Annotated in this window: 22 protein-coding genes; 9 read left to right on the top strand and 13 right to left on the bottom strand. The window is 71.0% G+C overall.

The window, feature by feature from the left end:
* Positions 1-29: 29 nt before the first annotated feature.
* The 3 genes from ACSVDD_RS15755 to purH all read left to right on the top strand — a co-directional run bounded on the left by ACSVDD_RS15755 (position 30) and on the right by purH (position 2,400).
* On the top strand, positions 30-281 hold the full coding sequence (locus ACSVDD_RS15755; protein ID WP_448190315.1) for a hypothetical protein: 252 nt from the start codon (positions 30-32) through the stop codon (positions 279-281).
* Positions 278-706 carry a type II toxin-antitoxin system VapC family toxin gene (locus ACSVDD_RS15750; RefSeq protein WP_448190314.1) on the top strand — a complete coding sequence of 143 codons (429 nt, stop codon included), beginning with the start codon at positions 278-280 and terminating at the stop codon, positions 704-706. The genes ACSVDD_RS15755 and ACSVDD_RS15750 overlap by 4 nt, the downstream gene beginning before the upstream one ends.
* 116 nt (positions 707-822) lie before the next feature.
* Positions 823-2,400, top strand: a complete 1,578-nt coding sequence (gene purH / locus ACSVDD_RS15745; protein ID WP_448190313.1) for a bifunctional phosphoribosylaminoimidazolecarboxamide formyltransferase/IMP cyclohydrolase — start codon at positions 823-825, stop codon at positions 2,398-2,400.
* A 48-nt stretch (positions 2,401-2,448) separates the two neighbouring features.
* Here purH and ACSVDD_RS15740 read toward each other — a convergent pair whose 3' ends face one another.
* From ACSVDD_RS15740 to ACSVDD_RS15705, 8 genes are all read right to left on the bottom strand, one after another.
* Positions 2,449-2,754, bottom strand: a complete 306-nt coding sequence (locus tag ACSVDD_RS15740; protein WP_448190312.1) for a hypothetical protein — start codon at positions 2,752-2,754, stop codon at positions 2,449-2,451.
* Between the two features lie 105 nt (positions 2,755-2,859).
* Positions 2,860-4,128 (bottom strand): MFS transporter, encoded by a 1,269-nt coding sequence (locus ACSVDD_RS15735; RefSeq protein ID WP_448190311.1) that lies wholly within the window; start codon positions 4,126-4,128, stop codon positions 2,860-2,862.
* Positions 4,125-4,322 (bottom strand): hypothetical protein, encoded by a 198-nt coding sequence (locus ACSVDD_RS15730; protein ID WP_448190310.1) that lies wholly within the window; start codon positions 4,320-4,322, stop codon positions 4,125-4,127. Before ACSVDD_RS15730 ends, ACSVDD_RS15735 begins: the two co-directional genes overlap by 4 nt.
* Before the next feature lie 62 nt (positions 4,323-4,384).
* Complete coding sequence (locus tag ACSVDD_RS15725) at positions 4,385-4,603, bottom strand: hypothetical protein (RefSeq protein ID WP_448190309.1); 219 nt, start codon at positions 4,601-4,603, stop codon at positions 4,385-4,387.
* Positions 4,604-4,616: 13 nt separating this feature from the next.
* On the bottom strand, positions 4,617-5,054 hold the full coding sequence (locus tag ACSVDD_RS15720) for a CBS domain-containing protein (protein WP_448190308.1): 438 nt from the start codon (positions 5,052-5,054) through the stop codon (positions 4,617-4,619).
* 77 nt (positions 5,055-5,131) lie between these two features.
* Positions 5,132-10,768, bottom strand: a complete 5,637-nt coding sequence (locus tag ACSVDD_RS15715) for an AAA family ATPase (RefSeq protein ID WP_448190307.1) — start codon at positions 10,766-10,768, stop codon at positions 5,132-5,134.
* A 94-nt stretch (positions 10,769-10,862) separates the two neighbouring features.
* On the bottom strand, positions 10,863-11,663 hold the full coding sequence (locus ACSVDD_RS15710) for a DUF2249 domain-containing protein (protein WP_448190306.1): 801 nt from the start codon (positions 11,661-11,663) through the stop codon (positions 10,863-10,865).
* An 8-nt stretch (positions 11,664-11,671) separates the two neighbouring features.
* Complete coding sequence (locus ACSVDD_RS15705; protein ID WP_448190305.1) at positions 11,672-12,352, bottom strand: NnrU family protein; 681 nt, start codon at positions 12,350-12,352, stop codon at positions 11,672-11,674.
* A 175-nt stretch (positions 12,353-12,527) separates the two neighbouring features.
* Here ACSVDD_RS15705 and ACSVDD_RS15700 point away from each other — a divergent pair, with 175 nt between their 5' ends.
* A complete protein-coding gene (locus ACSVDD_RS15700) occupies positions 12,528-13,079 on the top strand; it encodes a DUF4398 domain-containing protein (RefSeq protein WP_448190304.1) in 552 nt (183 codons plus the stop codon).
* A gap of 30 nt (positions 13,080-13,109) precedes the next feature.
* Here the strand turns inward: ACSVDD_RS15700 and ACSVDD_RS15695 are convergent, their stop codons facing one another.
* Positions 13,110-14,285 carry a sugar-transfer associated ATP-grasp domain-containing protein gene (locus tag ACSVDD_RS15695; protein ID WP_448190303.1) on the bottom strand — a complete coding sequence of 392 codons (1,176 nt, stop codon included), beginning with the start codon at positions 14,283-14,285 and terminating at the stop codon, positions 13,110-13,112.
* An 84-nt stretch (positions 14,286-14,369) separates the two neighbouring features.
* Positions 14,370-16,139, bottom strand: coding sequence for an ABC transporter ATP-binding protein (locus ACSVDD_RS15690; protein ID WP_448190302.1), 1,770 nt, complete (start codon positions 16,137-16,139; stop codon positions 14,370-14,372).
* 261 nt (positions 16,140-16,400) lie between these two features.
* Here ACSVDD_RS15690 and ACSVDD_RS15685 point away from each other — a divergent pair, with 261 nt between their 5' ends.
* Positions 16,401-16,904, top strand: a complete 504-nt coding sequence (locus tag ACSVDD_RS15685; RefSeq protein WP_448190301.1) for a hypothetical protein — start codon at positions 16,401-16,403, stop codon at positions 16,902-16,904.
* Positions 16,905-16,976: 72 nt separating this feature from the next.
* Here ACSVDD_RS15685 and ACSVDD_RS15680 read toward each other — a convergent pair whose 3' ends face one another.
* Positions 16,977-17,681: a gamma-glutamyl-gamma-aminobutyrate hydrolase family protein gene (locus ACSVDD_RS15680; protein ID WP_448190300.1), complete on the bottom strand. Its 705-nt coding sequence runs from the start codon at positions 17,679-17,681 to the stop codon at positions 16,977-16,979.
* A gap of 14 nt (positions 17,682-17,695) precedes the next feature.
* Positions 17,696-18,667, bottom strand: coding sequence for an amidoligase family protein (locus ACSVDD_RS15675; protein ID WP_448190299.1), 972 nt, complete (start codon positions 18,665-18,667; stop codon positions 17,696-17,698).
* A 313-nt stretch (positions 18,668-18,980) separates the two neighbouring features.
* On the opposite strand from ACSVDD_RS15675, the gene ACSVDD_RS15670 reads away from it, so the two are divergent.
* The 3 genes from ACSVDD_RS15670 (at position 18,981) to ACSVDD_RS15660 (ending at position 22,535) form a co-directional block, all read left to right on the top strand.
* The gene (locus ACSVDD_RS15670; protein WP_448190298.1) at positions 18,981-21,917 is read left to right on the top strand and encodes an ATP-binding protein; all 2,937 of its coding nucleotides are present in this window, start codon (positions 18,981-18,983) and stop codon (positions 21,915-21,917) included.
* Positions 21,918-21,983: 66 nt separating this feature from the next.
* Entirely contained in the window at positions 21,984-22,214 is a 231-nt protein-coding gene (locus ACSVDD_RS15665; protein WP_448190297.1) for a CopG family ribbon-helix-helix protein, read from the top strand.
* A gap of 147 nt (positions 22,215-22,361) precedes the next feature.
* Positions 22,362-22,535, top strand: a complete 174-nt coding sequence (locus ACSVDD_RS15660; RefSeq protein WP_448190296.1) for a hypothetical protein — start codon at positions 22,362-22,364, stop codon at positions 22,533-22,535.
* Between the two features lie 62 nt (positions 22,536-22,597).
* Here ACSVDD_RS15660 and mntR read toward each other — a convergent pair whose 3' ends face one another.
* On the bottom strand, positions 22,598-23,083 hold the full coding sequence (gene mntR / locus ACSVDD_RS15655) for a manganese-binding transcriptional regulator MntR (protein WP_448190295.1): 486 nt from the start codon (positions 23,081-23,083) through the stop codon (positions 22,598-22,600).
* A 201-nt stretch (positions 23,084-23,284) separates the two neighbouring features.
* On the opposite strand from mntR, the gene ACSVDD_RS15650 reads away from it, so the two are divergent.
* Positions 23,285-24,622 carry an Nramp family divalent metal transporter gene (locus tag ACSVDD_RS15650; RefSeq protein ID WP_448190294.1) on the top strand — a complete coding sequence of 446 codons (1,338 nt, stop codon included), beginning with the start codon at positions 23,285-23,287 and terminating at the stop codon, positions 24,620-24,622.
* Positions 24,623-24,761 lie beyond the last annotated feature (139 nt).

Raw genomic sequence — 24,761 nt, 5'->3', positions numbered from 1 at the left:
CATTACGGGCATAATGATGGAGGTGGGCGATGCCGAGCGTTGTCACCATCAACCGACCTGACGTCGTCGCGCTGATCGAACAGGCGGCGAAGCTGACGGACGGCAACAAGACCGAGGCTGTTGCGCTGGCGATGCGGCGCCTGCTGGAGCAGGAAGCGCGCGGTGGCTCGCTGTTCGGCGCACATCGTGGATCGGTGCGCACGCGGCCGGGCTTCGACCTGACCGCGCCGCTTCTCGACGATGAGTCGGATGCAGAGACGGGACGGGAAGTCCGCCGATGACCGATGGTCTGCTGCTCGACACGCACATCGCGCTGTGGCTCGACAGCGGTGACGAGCAGCTTCGGCTGTCCACGCGTGACGTTATCGATGCCTGTTGGCGGCGGGGTGGTGCCATCTATCTCAGCGCCGTCAGCGCATGGGAGATCGCGGTGCTGGTGGACAAAGGGCACATCTCCCTGGACCTTCCCGTGGATCGGTGGATGTCGCGCTTCCTCGGGCGTCCGGGAGTCGAGGCGGTGCCGCTCGACCACCAAGCCGCCATGCGTGCCCATCAACTCCATCACTTGGAACACCGCGACCCAGGCGACCGTCTGCTGATCGCCAGCGCTATCGGACTGGGCTGCCCGCTCGTCACCTACGACGAGCGCATCCAGCGCTTCGGCCAATCGCATGGGTGGCAGTACGGCTTCACGGTTGCCGTATAGCCACATGACCCTTGCGCCGCGAGCGCAAGGGGGCGTAAATCCCGCGGCATTCCATGGCTCCCTCTTACGAGGGGGCCCTTTGTCGTTTTTTTGGGTCGTTTTTGGGAGCCGCCGCCATGACCGTCGATACCGTCCGCATCACCCGCGCCCTCATCTCCGTGTCCGACAAGACCGGCCTCGTCGCGCTGGGGCAGGCGCTGGCGGCGCGCGGGGTGGAGATCCTGTCCACCGGCGGCTCGGCCCAGCGCCTCGCCGAGGCGGGCGTGCCGGTGAAGGAGGTCTCCGACCACACCGGCTTCCCGGAGATCATGGACGGCCGCGTCAAGACGCTGCACCCGCGCATCCACGGCGGCATCCTGGCGCGTCGCGACACGCACGCCGCCGCCATGACCCAGCACGACATCCCGCCCATCGATCTGGTGGTGGTCAACCTCTACCCGTTCGAGGCGACGGTGGCCAAGGGCGCCGGCTTCGAGGATTGCGTCGAGAACATCGACATCGGCGGCCCCGGCATGATCCGCGCCGCCGCCAAGAACCACGACTTCGTCGCCGTGGTCACCGACCCCGAGGATTACGAGGCGCTGCTCGGTGAGCTGGACCGCAACGACGGCGCCACCACGCTCTCCCTGCGCCGCACGCTGGCGCAGCGCGCCTACGCCCGCACCGCCGCTTACGACGCCGCCATCTCCGCGTGGTTCGCCGGGCAGCTGGGCGAGACGTTCCCGCCGCGCTACTCCATCTCCGGCCAGCTCAGCCAGACGCTGCGCTACGGCGAGAACCCGCACCAGCAGGCGGCCTTCTACGTCACCGGCGAGCTGCGCCCCGGTGTGGCGACCGCCATCCAGCTCCAGGGCAAGGAGCTGTCCTACAACAACCTGAACGACACCGACGCCGCCTTCGAGCTGGTCGCCGAGTTCGAGCGCCCGGCCGTCGCCATCATCAAGCACGCCAACCCCTGCGGCGTCGCCGAGGGCGGCAGCCTGCTGGAGGCGTACAACCTAGCGCTCCGCTGTGATCCGGTCAGCGCCTTTGGCGGCATCATCGCGCTGAACCGCTCGCTGGACGCCGTCACGGCCGAGGAAATCGCCAAGCTGTTCGCCGAGGTGGTGATCGCCCCCGATGCCGACGATGCGGCGCGCGCGGTGCTGGCGTCGAAGAAGAACCTGCGCGTGCTGCTAACCAAGGACATGCCGGACCCGGCGGCGGCGGGCATGATGATCAAGGCGCTGTCCGGCGGCTTCCTGTTGCAGAACCGCGATTCCGGCCGCGTCTCGGCGGCGGAGCTGAAGGTGGTCACCAAACGCGCCCCCACCGAGCAGGAGATGCGCGATCTGCTGTTCGCCTTCCGCGTCGCCAAGCACGTCAAGTCGAACGCCATCGTCTACACCAAGGACGGCGCCACCGTGGGCATCGGCGCCGGCCAGATGAGCCGCGTCGACAGCGCCCGCATCGCCGCCATCAAGTCGGCCGAAGCCTCCAAGGCTGCCGGGTTCGCCGAGCCGCTGACCAAGGGGTCCGTGGTGGCGTCGGACGCGTTCTTCCCGTTCGCCGACGGCCTGCTGGCGGCGGCCGAGGCGGGTGTGACGGCGGTCATTCAGCCCGGCGGTTCGATCCGCGACAACGACGTCATCGCCGCTGCCGACGAGAAGGGCTTGGCGATGGTGTTCACCGGGATGCGTCACTTCCGGCACTGAGGTTTTTCTCGCCCTCTCCCGGCTCGGCCGGGAGAGGGGAGGGCAATATTACCGCTGTCCGAACATCATGCGGCTGAACAGGCCGGCCATGGTCGTCGGCGCAGCGGGCTCCGTGGCCTGCTCGCCCTCCGCGGCTTCCACGGACTTCGCACCATCCTCGGCCCCCGGCTGCGCCGCCTCAGCCTTCGCTGGCCCTTCCGCCGAAGCCTGTGCCGCCGCCATCAGGCGCGCCAGCAGGACAGCGGGGTGGTTCGACAGGTCGGCATCGCCCTCGCCGTGCGCGGCAGTACCGGACGCGCGGAACAGCGACTCGTTGATGCGGGCGAAAGCCTCGATGTCCTTGATGTGCAGCATACGCCGTGTCCTGCGCTGAAATCCCTGCGACGGCCGAACTCTATTGTGCGCCGCAGCAATGTATTTTGCCACAGGGAATGGACTCTGGAAACACACTCTTCCGTTCTAGGGCGTGGCCCGCAGCGGCTCGCGCACGCCCAGCATGACGACGAAACCTAGGGCGAAGAACACCATGATCGAGGCCATGCCGGCGCGTTGGCTGGAAAAAAACTCGGTGGCCCAGCCCAGCGCCAGCGGCCCGAAGAACCCGACCACCCGGCCCGACAGGCCGTAGAGCCCGAACATCTCACCCTGCATGTGCGGCGGCGACAGGCGCGCCATCATCGACCGCCCGGCCGCCTGCGCCGGTCCGAAGAACAGCCCCAGGCCCAGCGCCAGCACCCAGAACCATTGCTTGTCGCTCACCAGCAGCAGCGGCACGCCGGAGGCGATCAGCCCGGCGACGCTGATCAGGATGGTCAGGCGGGCGCCGATCCAGTCGTCGATCCAGGCGAACCCCACCGCCCCTAGCCCGGCCACCACGTTGAGCGCGATGGCGAACAGCACGATCTCCTCGAAGCTCATGCCGAAGGTGCCGGCGGCGTAGATGCCGCCGAACGCGGTGATGGTGTTGATGGCGTCGCGGTAGAGCGCGCTGGCGACCAGGAAGCGGACGATCTCCCGATACCTGCGCGCCTCGCGCAGCGTGCGCCCCAGCGTCGCCAGCCCCTCGCGCACGGCCTGGCCCAGCGTGCGGCCGGTGGCCGGCTCGTCCGGCACCCAGAGGAACAGCGGGATCGAGAACGCCCCGAACCACACCGCCACCAGCAGCGCCGTGGCCCGCACGTTCTCCTGATCGGCGGTCGAGAACAGGCCGAACACCGGCGCCTCGCTCTTGACGAAGCCGAACAGCGCGACGATCAGACAGGCCAGCCCGCCGAAATACCCAGTTCCCCAGCCCCAGCCGGACACCCGGCCGAACATGGCCTGCGGCGCCACGCCGGGCAGGCTGGCGTTGTAGAAGACGTTGGCCAGTTCGAACGCGATGGTGCTCAAGCCCACGGCGACCAGCGCCAGAATCATCGATGACGGCTGCGGCGTCACCCACCACAGCGCGGCGGTGAAGGCGACGGTCAGCGCGGTGAACAGCGCCAGCCACGGCTTGCGCCGCCCGGTGTGGTCGGCGACGGCGCCCAGAACCGGGCTGAGGACGGCGACGGCGAAGCCGGACAGCGCCATCATCCGGCTCCACGCCGCGGTGCCCAGCACCTCGTCCCCCGCGACCGAGCGTGTGAAGTAAACGGCGAAGATGAAGGTGGTGATGACCGTGTTGTACGCCGAGTTCGCCCAGTCATAGAGGCACCACGCGGCCACCGCGCGCCGGTCGAGGGTCATTCGGCGGCTGACGGCACGGCGGCAAGGCGGGTGGGGATGAGAGCGTTGATGGTGGCCCGCTGCTCGTCGAGCCGGCCGTCGATGCGCGCCAGCAGTTGCAGAACCTGGGCAAGCGTGGTCTTCAATTCGGCTTGGCCGCCTTTAAGCTCGGCAAGGTCCGCTTCGATGCGTTGCAGGCGGCTGTCCGTATCCATCGCGAGTCTCCGATCATCCCCCACATCCTACCCGAACCTCCGCCGCAGGACAAACGCGCCGCTTACTTTTCCGGCTTATACGGATCCGCGATCTCTTCAGGGTCGGCGGAGGGGCGCTTGTGCGGCACATCCCCCGGCTGCGGTTTGACGTGCTCGGCGGCTTCGTGCAGGTGACGCTCGACGGCGCTGTCGGGCACCGGGATGCCGGAATCGGGGCCGCGCACCGGCTCGACGGATGCGGGCGGGGCGGGCTGGCCGTTCGGCTTGGTCTCGTCGGTCATGGGGAAACTCCGTTCACGGACCGCGGTCGGGCTGCGAGGGGGTGGAGATGCGCTCCAGCGCGTCGCTGACGGCGCCGGTGTTCTTGGCGTCGATGGCGAGGTCGCCCAGCGACACGATGCCGACCAGCGCATCGTTGTGGTCCACCACCGGCACGCGGCGGATCTGCTGACCGGCCATCAGGCGGGTCACCTCGGAAACCGGGTCGTCCTCATAGCAATAGCGCGGGTCGTCGGTCATCACCTCGGCCACCGTGCAGCTCTCTGGGGACAGCCCGGCCGAGGTGGCGCGCACGGTGATGTCGCGGTCGGTGACCACGCCGACCAGGGCGGAGCCCTCACACACCGGCAGCACGCCGACGTTCAGCTCATCCATGATCTGGGCGGCCCGGCGGATCGTGTCGCCGGGCGACACGGTCTGCACGTCGCGGGTCATGATGTCGTGGATCTTCATCGCCAGGACCCCTGCTTCGCTGGTTGCGTTCCCTCCTGCAACAGCGCAACCGACCCCGACGTCTCAGGGGGGACGTCTCAGGCGGGAACCACTTCCGCCGGTGCCACCGCCGGGAAGCGCAGGGTGAACCGGGTGCCGGCCCCGGTGACGGTGTCCAGCCGGATCTGCCCGCCCAGCTTGGCGGTCACCAGATTGAAGACGATGTGCATGCCGAGGCCCGTGCTGCCGGCCCCGCGCCGGGTGGTGAAGAACGGGTCGAAGACCTTGGCGCGGTGCTCCTCCGGGATGCCGCAGCCGTCGTCGCTGTAGACCAGTTCCACCCAGCCCATCTGCGGGCGGGAGACGCTCAGGCGCATGATGCCCGTGTGGCCGGGCGGGTAGCCGTGCGTCACCGAGTTCATCACCAGATTGGTGACGATCTGCGCCAGCACGCCGGGGTAACCGTCCATCTCGATGCCGTCGGGGCAGTCCAGCTCGACGCGGTGGCCGGGCTTCTTCCAGCTCGGCGACAGGCTGAATAGGATCTCCTCCAGCCGCGGCTTCAGCGCGAAGTGGCGGCGGTCGTCGCTGGCCTGATCGACGGCCACCTGCTTGAAGCTCTGCACCAGCTCGGCGGCGCGGGCGATGTTGGAGGTCAGCAGCGCCGAGGTCTCCTCGGCGTCTGCGACGAACTGCTGGAATTCCGAGCGCTTGAGCTTGCCGGTGGCGGCGGCGTCCTTGATGCGCTCGGTCTCGCCGGCCAGGAAGCTGGCGCCGGTCAGCGCCACGCCCAGCGGTGAGTTGATCTCGTGCGCCACCCCGGCCACCAGCTGGCCGAGCGAGGCCAGCTTCTCCGACTGCACCAGCTGCGTCTGCGCCGCCACCAGCTGTTCGTTGGCGGCGCGCAATTCGCGCTCGCGGCGGCGGTCCCCGGTGACGTCCAGATAGACGCGCACCATGCCGCCGTCCGGCATGGCGTTGCGGCGCACCTGGATGATGCGCCCGTCGCTCAGGTCGATCTCCTCCGGGCCGCCCTCGAAGGCCAGCGTCAGGTCGGCGCGCACCACGCCGGCCCCGACCAGCGTCGCCAGCATGTCCTCGTAGCGCAGCCCCTCGCGGATCGCCAACCCCGGAAACATGACCTCGGCGCGGCGGTTCCACACGCGCAGCCGGTGCTCGGCGTCGAACACCGCCAGCGCGTCGGTCATGCTGGACAGCGTCGCCTGGAGCCGCTGCGACTGCGTGCGCAGTTCGCGCGTGCGCTCGGCCACCTGGGATTCCAGCGTGCGGGTGAAGGCGTTCAGCTCGTCGTAAAGACGGGCGTTCTCCAGCGCCGCGGCGATCTGCGCCGCCAGCAGGCGCGGCGCCTCCAGCCGCTCGGCGACGAAGGCGCCGCGCGCCAGATTGTTCTCCAGGTACAGCACGCCCACCAGCGCCCCCTGGCGCAGCAGCGGCAGGCACAGCACCGAGCGCGGCGTGTGCGAGCGCACGTAGGCGTCCTCGGCGAAGCGCACGTCCTCGCGGGCTTCGGCCAGCACCAGCGGCTCGCGGGTGCGCGCCACGTAGGCGACCAGGGCGGCGGGCACCCGCTCCCCGGCGGCATCCTCCAGCGGTTCGGCGGGCAGGGCGCGGTAGTCGGCGCGCGCGGTGTCGCCTTGCGCCGCGACGCTCAGTGCACCATCGGCACCGGCCACCAGCAGCGTGCCGCGCACCGCGCCCGCGGTTTCCAGCACCGTGCGCATCAGTGTGCCGAGCAGCGCGTCGCGGCGGATCTCGCCGGAGATCGCCTCGGCGGCGCGCAGGATCGCCGCCACGTCCAGCCCGCCGGCATCGCGCACCGTCGAGGTGGTGGAGATGGTGGCTTCCGGGTTGGCGGTCGGCCAGACGCGCAGCAGCGCCGGGTGGCTGTGCTCCAGCTCGCGCACCTTGGCGGTGGCGCCCCAGCGCTCGTACCCGTCGCGCGCCTGCGCCCGGTAGGCCAGCGCCGGGGTGGTGCGCCCGCGCTCGTCGTAGAAGCCGGCGGCGCGCTCGTTGGCGAGCGCCTCCTCGCTGACGAAGCCGTTCTCGCGGGCGGCGGCGATGGCGGCGTCGTACTTGGCTTCCGCCTCCGCGGTGCGCCCCTGCCGGCGCGCCGCCTCGGCCTCCAGCAGAGCCAGGCGGTGGCGGTGGTTGCGCGGGCCGATGGCTGCCAGCTTGCGGAACCGGCGCAGCGCCGGGCCGAGGTGTATCGGGTCGGCCAGCGCCATCAGCAGCAGCGCCGCCGGGTAGCTGCTGGTGGCGCGGATCTGGTCCAGGTGGCAGGCCAGCGTGGCGGCGATGGCCGCGGCGTCCGCCGTGTCGAAGATCACCGCCAGCTGCAGCTTCATCAGGTGCAGGTTGGCCAGCATCAGGACGTTGCGGGACGCCTCCAGCCCGGCCACGGTCGCGTCCTCGTCCAGATGCGCCCCGTGCAGGCGCGACGGCCGCGCCGCGCCGTCCTGAAGGATGGCGGCGGCCTGCTGGAACATGGCGACGGTGGAGATCTGGATGGTGTTGCCGATGCGCAGCAGCGTGTGCTGCACCTCGGCGGCGTCGGCCATCAGATCCGTTAGCCGCAGGCCGGTCAGCCAGCCGAAACGCAGCCATTGCAGCAAATGGTAGCCTGCACCCTCGCGGTCGCCGATGCGCACCGCCTGCTCGCAGGCGGTGCGGAAGCGCGGGCGCAGCGCCGCCAGCGGCTCCGACCAGTGCCAGCCGAAGGCCAGGAAGCCGAGCACCACGCGCGGCGTGACGCCGAAGCCCTCGCCGGCCAGAACCTCGTCGACGCCGGCGCTGTGCCGCGCCGCGTCGCGCCACGCCCCGGCGAAACTGCACAGCGTCACCCAGGCGGACAGCGCCACCACGCGCATGGACGGGTCGCCGGAGCGCAGCCCCAGTTCGACGGCGCGGAAGGCGAGGGGCACCGCCATGTCCTTGCGGGCGAACAGCACGCCGCCGAACACCACGAACACCAGCCGCGCCAGCACCCGCAAATCGGCGCCGGAGTAGGCGGACGGCCCCGGCGGCGGGGCGGGCCGCGCCAGCATCCAGCGCCCGCGCAGCAGGGTCGCCACGGTGGCGAGCTTGCCCGAGCGCTTCGGCAGCTTGATGCCCAGCGCGCGCAATGCCGCCAGCCCGCTCTCCGTCGCCTCGGCGACCTCGCCGCGGCCGAGGATGGCGGTGACGCGGATCAGGTGCGGGCGGATCGTCTCGCGCGGCTCGCGGGCGTGGGCCAGCGCCTCGGCGCACAGGCTTTCCATCAGCGCCGGCTCGCCGCACATGCCGGCGGCGTCGGCGGTCTCCTCGTGCAGCCCCAGCGCCAGCGCGTGGTCGATCCGCCAGCCGTCGCCACCGAGCAGGGCCAGCCCGGCGCGGCCATAGCCGAACGCCGGCTCGAACGCCGCCGAGGCCAGCGCCCGGCGGGTGGCGGCAAGGTTCAGCGCGGCGACGCGGCGCCGCTCCTCCGGATCGGCGATCAGCGCGTGCGCCCGGTTCAAATGGTCGAGGATGTCGAACAGATCCTCCGACCGCTCGGCGTCGGGGGTGCCGGTCAGCAGGCGGCGGCCGGTGCGCAGGTGCACCGCGGCGCGCTCGCCCTCGGGAATCAGCGAATAGGCGGCCTGTTGCACGCGGTCGTGCAGGAAGCGGTAGCGCACCCGCCGCCCGACATCCGACTCCAGCATCGCCTCGACGTAGCGGTAGGCGCCGTCGAGCGGCAGCACCAACCCTTCCTGCAACGCCGGGACCAGGGCGGCGGCCAGTTCCGCCGCCGGGGCGTCGCCCGCCGCGGCGAGGTCGGCCAGCTCGAACCGGCCACCAACGCAGGCGGCGATGCTCAGCGTGGTGCGCGTGGCCTCGTCCAGGCGGCGGATCTTCTCCACCATCAGATCGACCACGTTGTCGGTGCTGTCGCGCTGGGCGATCTGCTCCGCGTCCCAGCCCCAGATGCCGGTGGCGCGGTCGAGCGCGATCAGCCCGGCCGCGTGCATCGACAGCAGGAACTGGCCGAGGAAGAACGGGTTGCCCTGCGTCTTGGCCCAGCACAGCCTCGCCAGCTCGTCCACCGCGGCGTCGTCGCGGTGCGTCGTCTCGGCCACCAGCCGCCGCACGTCGGTGGCGGTCAGCGGCCCGACGCTCAGCCGCTCGACCCGGCTGCCGCCGGCGCGCAGGCGCTCGGCCATGGCGATGAGCGGGGCGATGGCGTCCGCCTCGCCGTCGCGGTGGGCGCCGATCACCAGCAGGTGCTTCATGTCCGGGTCGGCGATCAGCTTGCCCAGCAGCGCCAGCGACGGCCGGTCGGCCCATTGCAGATCGTCGAGGAACATCACCAGCGGCCGGTCCTGCCCGGTCAGCGCCGCCACGAGGTTCTGGAAGGTGAGCTGGAAACGGAACTCCGCCTCGCTGGGCGCCAGCTCCGGCACCGGCGGCTGCGGGCCCAGGATCAGCGCGAACGCCGGGATCAGCTCGGTCACCACCGCGCCGTTGGCGCCCACCGCGCGTTGCAGCGCGGCGCGGTGCTCCGCCAACTCGGCTTCGCTGGCGGTCAGCAGCTGGCGGGCCAGGGCGTCCAGCGCCTGGATGACGGCGGAGTAGGGGATGTTGCGCTTGAACTGGTCGAACTTGCCGTCGACGAAGAAGCCGCGCAGCGCCGTCATCGGCTTCTGCACCTCGTGCACCAGCGCCGATTTGCCGATGCCCGCCGGCCCGCCGACCAGCAGCAATTCCGCTCGGCCGTCCACCACGCGGGCGAAGCTGGCCAGCAGCGCCGCGACATCCGTCTCGCGGCCGTACAGCGTCTCCGGGATGCCGAAGCGCTCGGACCGGTCATGGCGGCCCAGCGTCAGCTGCGGCTGCTCGCCCGCTTCGAGCGCCTTCAGGCAGATCCCCAGGTCGGCGACGAGGCCGGCGGCGCTCTGGTAGCGCGCCTCCGGGTCCTTGGCGAGCAGCTTCAGGACGATGGCCGACACCGCCTGCGGGATGTTGGGGTCCAGCGTGTGCGGCGGCGTGGGCGTGCGGGCGATGTGGCCGTGCACGACGCTCAGCGGGTCGGCCTCCAGCGGATCGGACCCCAGCGGATCGAAGCCGCCGAATGGCGGCCGGCCGGCGAGCAGGCGGTACAGCGTGGCGCCCAGCGCGTAGAAGTCGGCCCGCCAGTCCACCGAGCGGTTCATCCGCCCGGTCTGCTCCGGCGCCATGTAGGCGACGGTGCCCTCCAGCGTGCGCACGTCGGCGGCGGTGGCGGTGGCGGCCTCGCGCGCCAGCTCGGCGGAGATGCCGAAGTCGATCAGCTCGACGGTGCCGGAGGCGCGGTTCCAGACGATGTTGGCCGGGGTGACGTCCTTGTGGATCAGCCCGGCGGCGTGCACGCGGTCCAGCGCCGCCGCCACCGCCATGCCGATGCGCAGCGTCTCGGCCGGGTCCAGGCGGCCGTCCACCAGCAGCCGGTCGAGGCTGTCGCCACCGCTGTCGGCCATGACCAGGGTCAGCCCCTCGGGCGTGTCCTCCAGCGCTTCGACGCGGACGATGCCGGGGCCGGCGAGGCGGCGGGCGATCTCCGCCTCGCGGCGGAAGTGCAGCACGTCGGCGCTGGCGGGGCGCGGGCGTTCCAGACGCTTCAGCACGACGGGCATGCCGTCGCCCTCGCGCAGGGCGCGCAGCACCGTCACCAGCGTGCCGCGATAGAGCACGTCCTGCACTTGGTAGGTCGCCGCCGCCATACTCGCCCCGTTTCGCCGGGCTCTGTCGGCCCGGACGTTCAACTGCGACTATACAGAGCCCGGCGAAGGATGGAACAGGACGTTAAGCCGCGACCTATTCGGAAATCGGGCGCAGCAGCAGGCGCACCTCGTCGCCGTGGGCGGTCTTGGTCACGCACTCCCAGCCGCGCTCCTCCAACTCGGGGTAGAGCAGCATGGGGTCGCGGTCGTGGTGCACGACGATCTCCTCCGCCTCGCCGGCCTCGACCAGGCGCAGGACGGCGGTCAGCGGGCCGGGCGGGGTCATGCCGCGCACGTCGACGTGCAGCGCCGCCCCCTCGCGCCACGTCTCACCGGGCTTGCGCAGAGCGGGCGGATCGAAGACGGAGTCGTCGGCCGCGCTGCCGTCGCGGCGGAAGCAGATGCGCCAGTGCCCCGGCTCGACCGGCCGGCCGACGGACATGAAGCCCTTGCCGGCCAGTACGCGGCGCAGCGGCGCCGGGTCGAACGGCGCGTCGAGCATCAGGAAGCCGCCGGGCTCCACCGTGGCCGAAGCCTGGAGCACCGAGGCGAAGGGATCCTGCCCCTCGGCCAGCAGGGGGCGGACGTCCACGATGGCGGCGCCGCTGCGCTCGGCCTGGGCGAACCAGTCGTTGCCCGACGCGGCGGCGGCCGGTGCCGGCGCCGGCTCGGACGCGGCGGCGGCTGGGCCGGCGGCGAGCATCAGCAGCGTGTCCACCGGCAGCCCGGCGATGGCCGCGGCGTCGGCGAAGTGGATGCGGCCCACCGGCAGGTTGCCGGCGGCGAGCAGCCGGCTCAGCGGGTTGTCGGGTCCGAGCCGGCCGGTCAGGCGCTCGGCGAGTTCGGGGTCGGCGCGCAGCGCCTTGGCAAGCGAGGTGTCGGCGGTCAAGGGCATGGCGGGCCTCATCCGGGAAGCCAATAGAGCGGGTCCACCCCGAACACCAGGGGGTGGGCGTAGAGGATGCCGGCGTACAGCGCCAGCGCGCCGAGCAGGCGCCCCGCGCCGATCTCGCCCCAGACGAGGCGCTGGCGGCCGGCCAGGATGGCGGCGAACGGCACGGCGCTGGTTCGGGCGCGGAAGGCGGCGGCGTCCGGGTTGGGGGAGTGGCGCAGCACCCAGTCGTTCTTGACCATGGCGAACAGCGCGATGGCGGCCATGGTGGCGAACAGGATGAAGCGCCGGGCGTCGCCGGTCGCCTGCAAATGCAACAGCGCCCACAGCAGCAGCCCGACCGAACCGGGAAAGCGCGTGATGCGGTAGATGCCCACTGGCGGGCGCGGTGCCGCGGGCTCGCCGAAGGTGGTGGTGACGCGCGCGACCATCAGGAACAGGGCGACGGGCATCGCCGCCACGGCCAGCTTGGCGGCGCCATCGGCCGGGAAGAACAGGTGCCCCGCGGTGTCCGCCGCCCGGTAGGCCAGCACGAACAGCGTCAGCGTCACCACCGACAGCGCGGAATGCAGGGCGATGAAGCCCGGCCGCCCCAGCCGCCCGAGCAACGCCGGCCGCACGCCCGGCCAGGACGGCACGGCGTGGCTGGCGAACAGCAGGATGGCGGAGGCGAGATAGACGAGGGTCGACATGGGAATCTCCGGTCGAAACTCTACAACATGGAAGCGGGTGCGCTGTCTTGATGATGGTCAAGCGGAACCGGGGCTGGGTCTCCATGAACGAATGCACGGTGTTTCAGGAACATTCGACAACCTCCAGCGTTGCTGCCAGCGCGTTGTCGGTGGTTCGATGGAAAGGAAATCTGCCATGACCCGGTGCCGTTCCGAAATGTCAGGACGCGGCGCGATCGCTGCCGTCCTGCTGTCGTTCGGTCTCGTCGCCTGCGTGAACGACGTGCCGCCGCCCACCGCCCAGTTGGGTGCCTCCAGCCAAGCCATTCTCACCGCCGAGCGCGCCGGTGCCGCGCAGTACGCGCCGGTCGAGCTGCAATCCGCCCGCGTCAAGCTGGCCGCCGCCGACGCCGCGATGCGCGCCGACGACCGTGTCGCTGCGCGCCGTCTCGCCGAGGAAGCGCAGAGCGACGCCTACTACGCCGCCGCCAAGGCGCAGGCCGCCGCCCAGCAGGCGGCAACCCCGATTCCCCCACCCGGCATGGCCGGCAGTTCGACCACCGTCACCACCACGGGGCCGGCCGTCCCGCCCGCCTACGGCGGCCCGACGTCCTGGAACCCCGAGGGCATCCGGCAGAGTGGAAGCACGACCACCACGACGACCACCGGGCCGATGCCGCTGTGGGCACCGGACACGACCACCTCGGTCGGGGCGGGCAAGAGCGTCAGCGTCGGGGTCCCGCGGTAAGCGCGCCAACTCTAAAGGTGCGTTTCGATGTCACTCATGGTCCTCTGCCCACAGACGCAACACCGGCCCGAGGGGGGGCGGCGCCATCCCGCACGCGGCGGAAAGGTTGGTCAGTATCCAGTCCCCCCCGGTGTTCCCTTCGAGGATGACCGGCCCCGCCGGTGTCAGGATCAGGTCCCAGTTGACCAGGGCCAGTCCGGGCAGCAGCGCCATGGCGTGCAGCACCATCGCCACCGCGGGCTCGAAACCGGGCAGCGCCCGGCCGGTCAGCGGGGCGTCGTTCCAGGGCAGCCGTTCATAGCGCCGCTCCGGGTGAAGGAACCGCAGACCGGCCGCAATCCGTCCATCGACGGGATCGACGGGAGCGCGCACATGCCCGCGCAGGAAGTTTCGGGGCTTCTCACCCGGCACCTCGATGGACAGCAGGGCGGAATGCAGGAACGGCGCCGCGCCGGGCCGGCGCGCCGTGGCCAGCCGCAGCACCGGCGCGGCGCCGGTCTCGGAAAGATCCGCCAACTCCGGCGCGGCCTCCAGCCGGGTCTGCACCAGAACATCGTCCGCCGCCGTCACCGCGGCCCGCAGGCGCTCGCCATCGACGGGCGAGCCGCCGTCGATCCGGTAGAGCCCGCCCTCCAGAACGTCGATCGCCATCGCGCCGTGCCCCGCCCAGCCGTGGCGCGGCTTGACGAAAAGCGGTCCCGGCCGCGACCAGGGAGCGGCTGACGGATCGAGGACCGCGCCGCGCGGGATGACCGCCAGCAACGGCGGCGTCGGCAGCCCCGCCCGCTCCAGCACCTCCGCTGCCGCCAGCTTGTCCGACAGAAGGCGATGCTCCTCCCGGTTGCCGAGACGCGGCAACACGGCAGCCGCCGCCCGAGCCGGCAGGGGATGCGGACCGGGTGAGGGGAAGGCGTTGCGCCAGATGAAGGCTTCCAGCGGCGGCGCCCCGCTGCACAGGCAATCGCCGAGCACCCGGCAGGCCACCGGCCAGCTCAGCCCGCGCCGTCGCGCGAAGCGGCGCGTCCGAACCGCCGCCGCCGCCGCCCCGGCCAGCCGGGCGAGCGGGATCAGCGGCGGGCGGCTCCACCAGGGAACCCGCTGCCAGAACCGGGCTGCCGCCCAGCGCCGCAATCCGGCCAGCGCGGCGTCCGCCGGTGGAACGAGGCCCTGACCGTCATAGGGCAGGCGCGTCCACAATGTGCTCAACCGTCCATGCATGCCCGCTACCATTGCCCCTATCGGGGCGACCTGTCGAGGGCTGCGTATGCACGCCGGCGCCGAGGGCGAACCTCACGCCGCCGCGGGTGCGCCGTGGTAGTTGCGCCACATGGCCTGGAACGCCGGCTGGCGCACCAGCAACTCGTCGAGCGTGCCGGCATCGATGCGCCGGCCCTCGGCCATCAGCACGACGCGGTCGAAGTGCTTCAGCAGGTGCAGCCGGTGCACCGCCGACACGATGCAGGCGTCGGGGAACTCGGCCATCAGGCCCTGGTAGATCGTCATCTCGGTGGTCGGGTCCATGCTGCTGGTGGGCTCGTCCAGCATGATCAGGCCCGACGCGCGCGAGGCCAGGATGCCGCGCGCCAGCGCCAGACGCTGCTTCTGTCCGCCGGACAGGTTCAGCCCGCGCTCGCTGATCACCGTATCGAGCCCCTGCGGCAGCCGCTCGACCACTGGCAGCAGGTGCGCCAGCCGGCAGGCGCGCAGCACCTCGGCCGGCGGGTAGCCGATGCCCATGGTGATGTTCTGGCGGATGCTGCTTTCGAAGATCTCCGGGTCCTGCGGCACCAGCGTGGCGATGCCGCCGAGGTCGCGCAGATCCGGCCGCTCGGCGCCGTCGACGCTGACGGCGATGCGGCCGGCCTCGTAGAGACCGGCCAGCACGCGCAACAAGGTGCTCTTTCCCGACCCGCTCTCGCCCACCAGTGCCACCCGCTCGCCGCGCAGCAGGTCCAGTTCCAGATCGTGCAGCGCCGGGCGCGTCCCGTACTGGAAGTCCAGGCCGCGGACGCGGACCGCGCGCCAGTCCTCGGGCAACGGGGCGGCCTCGGCGCCGACGCGCGGCGCGGCGTCGAGGATGGCGTCGGCGCCGGCCACGTCGGCCTGATGGCGGACGAGGTCCTGCCAGTGCGTCGCCATGGAGCCGACGACGGTGCCGATCTGCTGGGCGTACTGGTGCACCATGACCGCGGTGCCCAGCGGCACCACGCCGCCGTCGCGCCACGCCAGCCACGCGTACAGCACCACCAGCCCGGTGCGCAGCGCGTTGTTGGCGAGGTCGATGGCGCACCACTTCGCCTCGTTGACCACCACGTGCCAGCGCAGCGGCACGAACACCGCGGCCAGCCGCTCGCCCACCACCCGGCGCGTTGCCGCCTGGAGGCGCAGCGTCAGCACCGTGGCGATGTTGCCCAGGCAGTCCACCAGTTCCGCCATATAGCGGCGCTCGGCCTGGTTCTCCTGTTCCAGCAGGCGCACCATGGTGGAATCGAAGCGCACCAGCACCGTCAGCACCGCGGCATAGCCGGCCAGCGCCGCCGTCCCGGTGGCGGTGGACACCACGAACAGTGCGGCGATGGGGCCGAGCATCGCCACGAGGTTCTGAAGGTAGACGAACTGGTGCTGGGCGAAGCCGAACAGCGCCGCCGTCGCCTTGCCCATGCGCTGGATCGTCTCGCCGGAGTGGTGGCGCTCGTGCCAGCCCAGCGGCAGCGCGGTCAGCCGGGCGTACAGCGCGTCGGCGAACTGCGCCCGCGCCCGCACGGCGACGAAGCGCTCCATCACCCGTCCCGGCCCGTGCAGCGCCCAGGCGGCCACCGCGGCGCCCAGCGTCAGCGCCATGTAGGTGCCGGCGGTGTGCAGGTCCTGCGCCGCGGCGTTCTGCAAGGCGTTCACCGCCTCGCCGAAGAAGTAGGGGATGGCGAGCCGCACGAGCTGCGCCACGAACAGCAGCGTCAGGAACGCGGCCACCATGCCGCGCGCTCCCGCCGTGTTGCGCCAGAAGGTGCCGTAGAGCCGCCCGATGCCGCCGGGCCGGGTGGCGGGCTTGGTGCTGGTCATCCGCTGTCTGTCCTGCGGGTGGGTGAATCCGGCTGGGCAGGCTAGGGCGGGGCGGTTAAGCGGGGTTTACCGCAGCGCAGCGGCGGCGGTGTCAAATATGGGGCGGGCGCGGCGGGTGGGCGGTCTTTCACGCGCCGGAGGGCACGATTCGCGACCTTGGCTGTTTACCGCCATGAGGAAGGCTGCGCCGAACGCCTGGCGAGCGGCCTCCAACCACGGCGCGACCGTGGTTTGTTCGAAAACAGGGATCGGAGAAAGCGGATGCGTAACCTTTTGATCGGGACCGTCGCGGCGCTGGCGCTGCTCACCGGGTCCGCCATGGCTCAGGGCTCGGGCGGCGGTGGCGGTGGCGGCGAGCAGAACACCACCGTTCCGCGTGCTGGCCAATCCACCATGTCGCCGGGCTCTGCGGGGGCTGGCGGCGGCAACTGGTCGCCCGGCAATCCAGGTGGCACCACGGCGGGCTCGGGCGCTTCGGGCGGCTACAGCGCCAAGGGCACGGCGGCCAATCCCAACGGGGTGTCCAGCAGCGGCAGCATTGACTCCCGCAGCGACGCGACCACGCCGGGTCAGGGCAGGACCTACGACACCATGAAGCAAGGCCGCTCCGGTTCGTCGAGCGTCGACAGCACCACGACGACCGACGGCTCGACGACGACGAAGAAGAAGGCCAGCCGCTCGCCGCAGTCCGCGCAGCGGGCCACGGGCACGCACTGCCCGCCGGGCACGCCGGATTGCCGTCCGGGCAACCAAAGCGGTCGGTAAGCGTTCCGCGAACCACCGCCATGGCGGGCGCGCCGGGGCCATCCCCCCGGCGCGCCCGTTTCGTATCGAACCTCAGGCCGCCAGTTGCTCGGCGAGCGCGCGGCCCTTGGCGGCCTCGATCAGGGTGCGGAACAGGTTCTGCTGGCGCGGGTCGGCGACGAGGTACTCGGGGTGCCACTGCACGCCCATCAGGAACGGGTGACCCGGCGCCTCGATGCCCTGGACGACGCCGCAGCGTTCCCGCGCGACCACGCGGATGCCATCGCCCACCCGGTCCACCGACTGGTGGTGCAGCGCGTTCACCCGGCATTCGGAGATGCCGAGGATGCGGTACAGGCAACTGTCCGGCACGATGGAGATGCGCTTGCGCGGCAGCACCGTGTGCATGCGTTGCGCCCCCTCGTAGACCTCGTGGATGTCCACGTGCAGCGAGCCGCCGCGGTGCACGTTGATCATTTGCGAGCCGCGGCAGATGCCCAGCACCGGCATGCGCCGGCGCTCGGCGATGTCGAGGGCCTGCATCTCCAGCCGGTCGCGGTGAGGGTCGATGCGGATCTTCGGCCGGGCGGCCTCGCCGTACAGCGAGGTGTCGATGTCGTCGCCGCCGCCGATCACCAGCCCGTCGAGCTGCTCGAAGGGAAACGGCTCGGTGGCGGTGATGCGCACCGGCCGCCCGCCGGCCCGCCACACCGCCATGCGGTTGAACCACGAACTGATGCGGGCGCCGTGCGCCGACGCGGTGATGCCGATGAGCGGCCTGGGGAGCGGCCTCGCCATGCCGGCTCGCCCCCTCAGCCGGCCAGCCGCTGGCCGGCCTCGGACGCCCAGTCGTCCAGCGCCCGGCGTGTGGCGTAGTCGCGGTACGCGGTGCCCAACGCGTCCAGCCGGGCGCGGTCGGCCGCCAGCTCCTCCACCGTCACCCAGCGGTTCCAGTCCTGCGCCAGCGACCAGTCCGGCTCGCCGATCCGCGCGTTGGGCAGACGGTAGTGGAAGGTCGGCCGCGGCCGGACGTGCGGGTCGGCGATCTTGGCCCGCAGAACCTCGGGATCGAGGTGGGCGAACAGCGGGAACAGGTCCAGCTCGCGGTTGCGCGTGGGGTTGGCCTCCAGATAGTCGGCCACCAGCGTGTCCATGTCCGGCCGATAGGCGGGGTCGACCACCTTGACCGCGTACGCCACCGGGAAGGCGGCGATGAAGCCGGTCATGCGCCGCGTCGTGTCCACCCGGATCTGCGCGCGCAGCCACGGCGACAGGATCAGGAACGCCTTCAGATGGTCGAGCACGTAATCGGCGTCGGTGGCCGCCACCTCCGGGTTGAAGTGCAGCCCGAAGGCGAACAGCGGGCTCGCCCCGGTGCCGGACGCCCCCCGCTCGCGCAGGCCGGTGACCAGCGTTTCCAGCTCGGTCAGGCGCTCGACGGGCACCGGCGGGGCGGCGATCTCGAACGGCATCACCAGACTGCCGATGCTGCCCCACAGGGGCCGCAGCCTCTCCAGCAGCGCCTCCAGCGCGCCGGGCTCCGCGTCGCTCTCTTTGGGATGGGCCGAGCGCATGTCCAGTTCCACCGTGAAGTCGCCCAGGCGCGTGCCGCGGACGCGGCAGCGGTGCGGGTTCTCCACGGTGATCTCGCCGCCGTACAGGTCGCGGACGAGACGGGCGGCGCTCGGCGCATCGAGGTCGGCGAACTCCAGCTCGACTCCGACACGGCGGGGCGATCCATCGGGCGCCGTCAGGCGCGGGGGCATCAGAAGGGCCGTGGTCATTGCGACGAAACAACAGAGCCGCCGCCGCCGCGGTTCCGCGGCGGGTGCTCCGATGCCCCGGCGCCGCTCTAACCCTTTTTGGGTAATCGGAATGCGCAGTAAGATACAATGTAAGTCGGATAATAGAAAAAATTTTTCAGTTGTCGTCTTGGCATAACCATTTGGATGAAACGATTTCGTTAGGACGGCGCCAGATAACACCCAAAAAGAATGTCCATAATTAACTTGCAATTAACCAAGAGCGGTTAAGAAGGTCAGCATCCGGCAGAGGTCTGAAACCCTCTGCGCTCCCGCCTCCGGCGCACGGTGCTCGATGTCGCTTCTCGCACGCCTTTTCGTTCTGGTGCTCATCGCTGTCCTCCCTGCGGTCGGCATCCAGGCGTACAGCGTCGTCCGGCTGCGGGCCGAGCGGGCGCAGCAGGTGAGCGCCGAGGCGCAACGCCTGATGCAACTCGTCGAGGGCGAACAGGCGCGCCTGTTCGAGGGCGTGCGCCAGCTCGCCGTCACCGTGTCGGAGGGCAGCTTCCTGCGCACCGGCGAGAACGTGCGCTGTGAGCACTATCTGATCCGGCTGGCCCGCCGGGCGCTCGACCGCCAGACGGTCACCGTCACCGACACCGCGGGCAACGTGCTGTGCAGCGGTGCGCCGGGGATGACCGGGCGCTCGCTGGCCGGCCTGCCCGTCCTGCAACGCGCCATGGACGGCGGGAGCTTCACCCCCGGCGAATGGATGAATTGGCCGCTGGACGGGCAGCCGGTGCTGCCCTTCGCCATGCCGTACCTGGACGGGGAACAGCGGGTCGGCGGGGCCGTCCTGGTGACCCTGGACCTGCGCTGGCTGGCCGCCAGCCTCGCCGAGCGGCCGCTGTTCGGCGGGGTCACCCTGACGCTGGCCGACCGCAACGGCACGATCCTGGCGCAGGTGCCGGAACCGGATGGGGGCACGCGCACCGGTGCGCCGCTGCCCGACGCCATGCGCCCGCTGCTGAGCGCCGCCGCACCGGGTGTCGCCGACTTATCGGACGCGGACGGCACCACCCACGTGGTCGCCTATTCGCCGGTGCAGGAGGGCGTGCAGGACCTGTTCGTCGCCGTTGCCCTCGACCGACGGATCGCCATGGCGCAGATCGACCGGACCACCACGCAGGGCGTCGTGATGATGCTGGTGGGGCTGATGGTCGCCATGCTCGCCGCGTCGATCGGCGGCACCCTGTTCGTCCGCCGGCCGGTGGCGGCGTTGATGCGTGCGGTGCAGGACTGGCGCGAGGGCCGGTCGCATGGCCGTGCCGGCATCGGCGACGGCCGGTCGGAGATCGGTCGGCTCGGCCGCGCCTTCGACGACATGGCCGAGGCGCTGGAGCGCCGCGAGGCCGAGCTGCGCGGCAAGGAACAGCACCTGCGCGCCGTGCTGGACGGCCTGCCCGCCTTCGTCGCCGTGCTGACTCCCGCCGGGATCGTCCGCCACGTGAACCGCGCCGCACTGGGCGCCGCGGCGCTGGAGGCGGAGGACGTGGTGGGTTGGCCGTTCGACCAGATCCACTGCTGGGCCGCCGACCGCACGGTGCGCGCCCGCATGCGCGCCGGCATCGACGATGCGGCGTCCGGCACCTCGTCGCGCTTCGACAGCACGGTCCGCCTGACCGGTGGCCGCATCATGACCGTGGACGTCACGCTCACCCCCATGCTCGACGCCGAGGGCCGGGTCGAGCACATCATCGCGTCGGGCATCGACATCACCGAGCGCAAGCGCACCGAGCAGGCGCTGCGCATCGCCGAGGAACGCTTCCGCACCGCGCTGACCAATTCCGGCGTGGTGGTGTTCAGCATGGATTGCGACCTGCGCTACACCTGGATCTCCAACCCCGTCCTGCTGCCGCCGGAGCGCATCGTCGGCCGCACCGACCACGACATCTTCGACCGTGCCGAGGACGCCGAGAGGCTGACCGCCGTCAAGCGCCGCGTGGTGGAAACCGGCGAGCCGGCCCGCGAGGAGGTGCGCGTGTGCCTGCATGGCCGCGACATGGTGTTCGATCTGGTCATCGACCCGACGCGCGACGCCGCCGGCACAATCGTCGGGGTGACCTGCTCGGCCTTCGACGTGACCGAGCGGTGCGAGGCCGAGGCCGTCATCCGCCAGGCGCACGAAGAGGCGGAGCAGGCCAACGAGGCCAAGTCGAAGTTCCTCGCCGCCGCCAGCCATGATTTGCGCCAGCCCGTGCAGTCGCTGTTCCTGTTCAGCGCGGCGCTGGCCGACCGGCTGAAGGACCACCCGGCGTTGCCGCTGATGGACAGCATGCGCCAGGCGCTCGACGCGCTGAAGAGGCTGCTGGACAGCCTGCTGGACATGGCGCGGCTGGATTCCGGCAAGATCGTCGCGGAACCCGTGCGGCTGCGCCTGGACGAAATCGTCGGCCGGCTGGCCGCGGAATATGGCCCGCGCGCCCGGCAGAAGGGGCTGGATTTGCGCGCCGTGCCCAGCGGCGTCTGGGTGACCAGCGACCCGGCGCTGCTGGAGCGCATCCTGCGCAACCTTATCGAGAACGCGCTGAAATACACGCGCAACGGCCGTGTCCTGCTGGGGGCGCGGCGCCGGGGCGACCGCGTGAGCGTCGAGGTGTGGGACACCGGCATCGGCATCCCCGCCGACAAGATCGAAGCGATCTTCGAGGAGTTCACCCAGGTCCACGACACCCGCACCGAGCGCGGCCTGGGCCTTGGGCTCGCCATCGTCAAGCGGCTGGGGCGGCTTCTGGGGCACCGCGTGTCGGTGCGCTCGGTGCCCGGCAAGGGCTCGGTCTTCACGGTCGAGATGCCGCGCGACCGCCTGTCGGAGCCTATGGTGCCGGGGACGATGATGGAGGTGCGCCACGCCGCCAACGACGAGCTGGACAAGGGCGTGGTGCTGGTGATCGACGACGAGGCGATCATCCTGCTCGGCCTCAAGGCGATGCTGGAGGGCTGGGGCTACGAGGTGCTGGCGGCGCGCTCCGGCGCTCAGGCGCTGTCGCTGCTGGAGAAGGACGGGCGGCGGCCGCGGATGCTGCTGTCCGACTACCAGCTCCAGAACGGCCGCACTGGGCCGGAAGCGCTGACGGCCATCCAGGAGCGTGTCGGGTACGACGTGCCCGGCGTCATCCTGACCGGCGACGCCTCGCCCGAGCGTCAGGCCGAAGCCGACCGCAACGGCTACCGCCTGCTGCACAAGCCGGTGCTCGCCAACGAACTGCGCAAGGTGATCGGCGGGGGGTGAGCGGCTGTTGCCGTGGGGCAGGGCTTCCTGTGTTACAGTGCAGTGAGGCGACAATCGGAGATTGATGTGGCCGACGACACCGTGATGTTCGGCGTCGATGTGCCGGGCGATCTTGCGACCCGGTTCGATGCGATTTCGGATCGTCTTGGCCGCAGCCGTGACTGGCTCATCATCAAGGCGGTGGAGGTGCTGGTCGAAGCCGACGAGCGTCGAGAGGCCGACGTCGCCGAGGGCTTTTCTCAGTTGGACCGCGGCGAAGACGGAGCAGCGTCCGTTCCTGCAAGGGGAGCACCTTGAATCCGTCTCGAAGGCGTTCTCCCGTGAAGGGGCCTTCGCTCGACGAGACGGCGAACAACTGGCATGCGACCCACCGGCTGCTTGCCCGGTGCTTCGCCGCCCTCCAGCTGGACGCCAAGCCCGCGGACGGCACGCCGGGGGCAAGGTATGGCGCTGGTGCTGGCGGGGACCCAGAAGGACCTGCGGGCGGCGCTCCGGTCGACCAGCGACTTCGTGCTCGCCGACTCCAAGGGAGAGAGCCAGCCCAAGAAGCTGAAGATCCTGTGGGAGGTGCTCAACGGAACGCCACCGTCGCCAAGGTCGGCTTCACCAACGCCCTGAGGAAGATCCTGAACAGCACATCCTGATCGCCGCGGCGCAGGTCCTGCCGGAACCGTTCCGGGTTACCGGCGAGGCCCGGAAGCGTTTGAGGGCGCGCCCGATCGGGCGGTCATCATCCGCTCGAAGGCCGCCAGCGTCTCGTCGCTCACGTGGTGTTCGATGCCCTCGGCGTCGCGTTCTGCCGTCTCGTCGCTGACCCCGATCGCCTTGAGGAATCCGACCACGATCGCATGGCGGCGACGCGACCGCTCGGCCATCGTGCGTCCCGTCTCGGTCAGGAAGATCGAGCGGTAGGGCAGCGTATCGACCAACCCGTCCCGTTGCAGGCGAGCGATCGTCTTGACCACGGTTGGATGTGCGACGCCGAGCCGCCGCGCGATGTCGGCGGCGCGCGCCTCGCCGGTGGTGTCGATCAGGTCGGCGATGAGCTCGACGTAGTCCTCCGCCACCTCGGTCTGGTGGGCCTCCCGGACCCGCTGGAAGTTCGCCGCCTGCCGGTCCGCGTCCGGCAGCGACACCGGCATCCTGCGCACGCGCTCTGCGTTCACCGCCCCATCCTCCCGTTGTCCGCGCAGTGTGCCACACGGCCACGGGCGCGGCTGCGGCGCTTCCGGCTCTCCCAAAGGAGACTTTGGACCGCCGTTGAGAACTATAGCCGAGGCTACATGTTATGGCATCAGGCACGTCGCCGGGCCGCTGTGGTGTCGGCCCTGGGGAGAGATGCGCCCCCTCGTCGAGGTTGGAGAGCGATGCTTCACCGGACCAATGAGCCCTTCACGGACGTGCCCTCGACGGTGCCGCCCAGCCTTCAGGAGGTCTACCGCAGCGTCCGCATCCCCACCTCGGCGAGCGTGGGGCGGCGCCTGTTCGCGTTCGTCGGTCCCGGCTACCTCGTCGCCGTCGGCTACATGGACCCGGGCAACTGGGCCACCTCGCTGGCCGGAGGATCGGCGTACGGCTACACGCTGCTGTCGGTGGCGCTGCTCTCCTCGCTGATGGCGATGCTGCTGCAAGCCCTGTGCGCGCGGGTCGGCATCGCCACGGGGCAGGACCTTGCCCAGCTGTGCCGCGACCGCTTCCCGCGCCCGGTCGCCTGGGGGCTCTGGCTGCTGGCCGAGGTCGCCATCTGCGCCACCGACCTCGCCGAACTCATCGGCACCGCCATCGCGCTCAAGCTGCTGTTCGGCATTCCCCTGCTCGGCGGTGTCATGCTGACAGCGCTCGACGCGCTGTTGGTCCTCTGGCTCCAGCACCGCGGCATGCGTTGGCTGGAGGCGTTCATCGCCGCCATGATCGTCCTCATTGCCGGGTGCTTCCTGGCCGAGATCGCGCTGGCCGACCCGGACTGGGCGGCCGTGTTCGCCGGGTACGTGCCCTCGGCGTCGCTGCTGAGCGACTCCACGCAGCTGTACCTCGCCATCGGCATCCTCGGCGCCACCGTCATGCCCCACAACCTGTACCTCCACACGGCGACGGTGCAGTCGCGCGCGTACCGACAGGACGAACAGGGACGGCGCGAGGCCATCCGCTTCGCGACCATCGACTCCACGGTGGCCCTGTCGCTCGCGCTGGTCATCAACTCGGCCATCCTGATCCTGGCGGCGGCGGTCTTCCACGCCGCCGGGCGGACCGAGATCGCAGAGATCCAGGAGGCCCACCAGCTGCTCGCCCCCATGGTCGGCGTCGGGACGGCGGCGACGCTGTTCGCGGTGGCGCTGCTCGCCTGTGGGCTGACCGCAACGGTGACGGCGACGCTCTCGGGGCAGGTGGTAATGGAGGGGTTCCTGCGCTTCCGCATGCCGCCGGTGCTACGGCGGTTGGTGACCCGGCTCATCGCCATCGTCCCGGCCGTCGTGGTCACCTGGCAGTACGGCGAAAGCGGGACGGCGCAGCTGCTCATCCTGTCCCAGGTCACGCTGTCCCTTCAGCTGCCGTTCGCCGTCATCCCGCTGATGCTGTTCGCCACCGACCGTTCCCGGCTCGGCGCTCTGGCCGCGCCGCGCTGGCAGAGCGTCCTCGGCTGGGCAGCCACGGCCTTGATCGTCGCGCTGAACCTGAAGCTGCTTTACGACACCGCGGTTGGTTGACGGCAGCCCCGCGCGGCCACCGTATCCAGCCGTCCGCACACGGTTCATCCTTGCGGGTGGCGGGGCTTGGGATCAAGATCCGGCCGCATCGCCGCCAGTTTCTGCGGCCCGACCCAAAGCGTTCCTATGCCTACACCCT

Source organism: Azospirillum terrae (genome assembly GCF_053470425.1).
Note: the sequence above shows the minus strand (reverse complement) of the source record. Positions and strands in the feature narration are given on the sequence as shown.

Excerpts from the sequence above, each read along its gene's own strand:
- ACSVDD_RS15690 (WP_448190302.1), bottom strand. The coding sequence starts at position 16,139 with ATGACCAGCACCAAGCCCGCCACCCGGCCCGGCGGCATCGGGCGGCTC.
- ACSVDD_RS15685 (WP_448190301.1), top strand. The coding sequence starts at position 16,401 with ATGCGTAACCTTTTGATCGGGACCGTCGCGGCGCTGGCGCTGCTCACC.
- ACSVDD_RS15725 (WP_448190309.1), bottom strand. The coding sequence starts at position 4,603 with ATGACCGACGAGACCAAGCCGAACGGCCAGCCCGCCCCGCCCGCATCC.
- purH (WP_448190313.1), top strand. The coding sequence starts at position 823 with ATGACCGTCGATACCGTCCGCATCACCCGCGCCCTCATCTCCGTGTCC.
- ACSVDD_RS15715 (WP_448190307.1), bottom strand. The coding sequence starts at position 10,768 with ATGGCGGCGGCGACCTACCAAGTGCAGGACGTGCTCTATCGCGGCACG.
- ACSVDD_RS15730 (WP_448190310.1), bottom strand. The coding sequence starts at position 4,322 with ATGGATACGGACAGCCGCCTGCAACGCATCGAAGCGGACCTTGCCGAG.
- ACSVDD_RS15670 (WP_448190298.1), top strand. The coding sequence starts at position 18,981 with ATGTCGCTTCTCGCACGCCTTTTCGTTCTGGTGCTCATCGCTGTCCTC.
- ACSVDD_RS15700 (WP_448190304.1), top strand. The coding sequence starts at position 12,528 with ATGACCCGGTGCCGTTCCGAAATGTCAGGACGCGGCGCGATCGCTGCC.
- ACSVDD_RS15720 (WP_448190308.1), bottom strand. The coding sequence starts at position 5,054 with ATGAAGATCCACGACATCATGACCCGCGACGTGCAGACCGTGTCGCCC.
- ACSVDD_RS15680 (WP_448190300.1), bottom strand. The coding sequence starts at position 17,681 with ATGGCGAGGCCGCTCCCCAGGCCGCTCATCGGCATCACCGCGTCGGCG.
- ACSVDD_RS15675 (WP_448190299.1), bottom strand. The coding sequence starts at position 18,667 with ATGACCACGGCCCTTCTGATGCCCCCGCGCCTGACGGCGCCCGATGGA.
- ACSVDD_RS15650 (WP_448190294.1), top strand. The coding sequence starts at position 23,285 with ATGCTTCACCGGACCAATGAGCCCTTCACGGACGTGCCCTCGACGGTG.
- ACSVDD_RS15750 (WP_448190314.1), top strand. The coding sequence starts at position 278 with ATGACCGATGGTCTGCTGCTCGACACGCACATCGCGCTGTGGCTCGAC.
- ACSVDD_RS15710 (WP_448190306.1), bottom strand. The coding sequence starts at position 11,663 with ATGCCCTTGACCGCCGACACCTCGCTTGCCAAGGCGCTGCGCGCCGAC.
- ACSVDD_RS15755 (WP_448190315.1), top strand. The coding sequence starts at position 30 with ATGCCGAGCGTTGTCACCATCAACCGACCTGACGTCGTCGCGCTGATC.
- ACSVDD_RS15705 (WP_448190305.1), bottom strand. The coding sequence starts at position 12,352 with ATGTCGACCCTCGTCTATCTCGCCTCCGCCATCCTGCTGTTCGCCAGC.
- ACSVDD_RS15735 (WP_448190311.1), bottom strand. The coding sequence starts at position 4,128 with ATGACCCTCGACCGGCGCGCGGTGGCCGCGTGGTGCCTCTATGACTGG.
- ACSVDD_RS15740 (WP_448190312.1), bottom strand. The coding sequence starts at position 2,754 with ATGCTGCACATCAAGGACATCGAGGCTTTCGCCCGCATCAACGAGTCG.
- ACSVDD_RS15660 (WP_448190296.1), top strand. The coding sequence starts at position 22,362 with ATGGCGCTGGTGCTGGCGGGGACCCAGAAGGACCTGCGGGCGGCGCTC.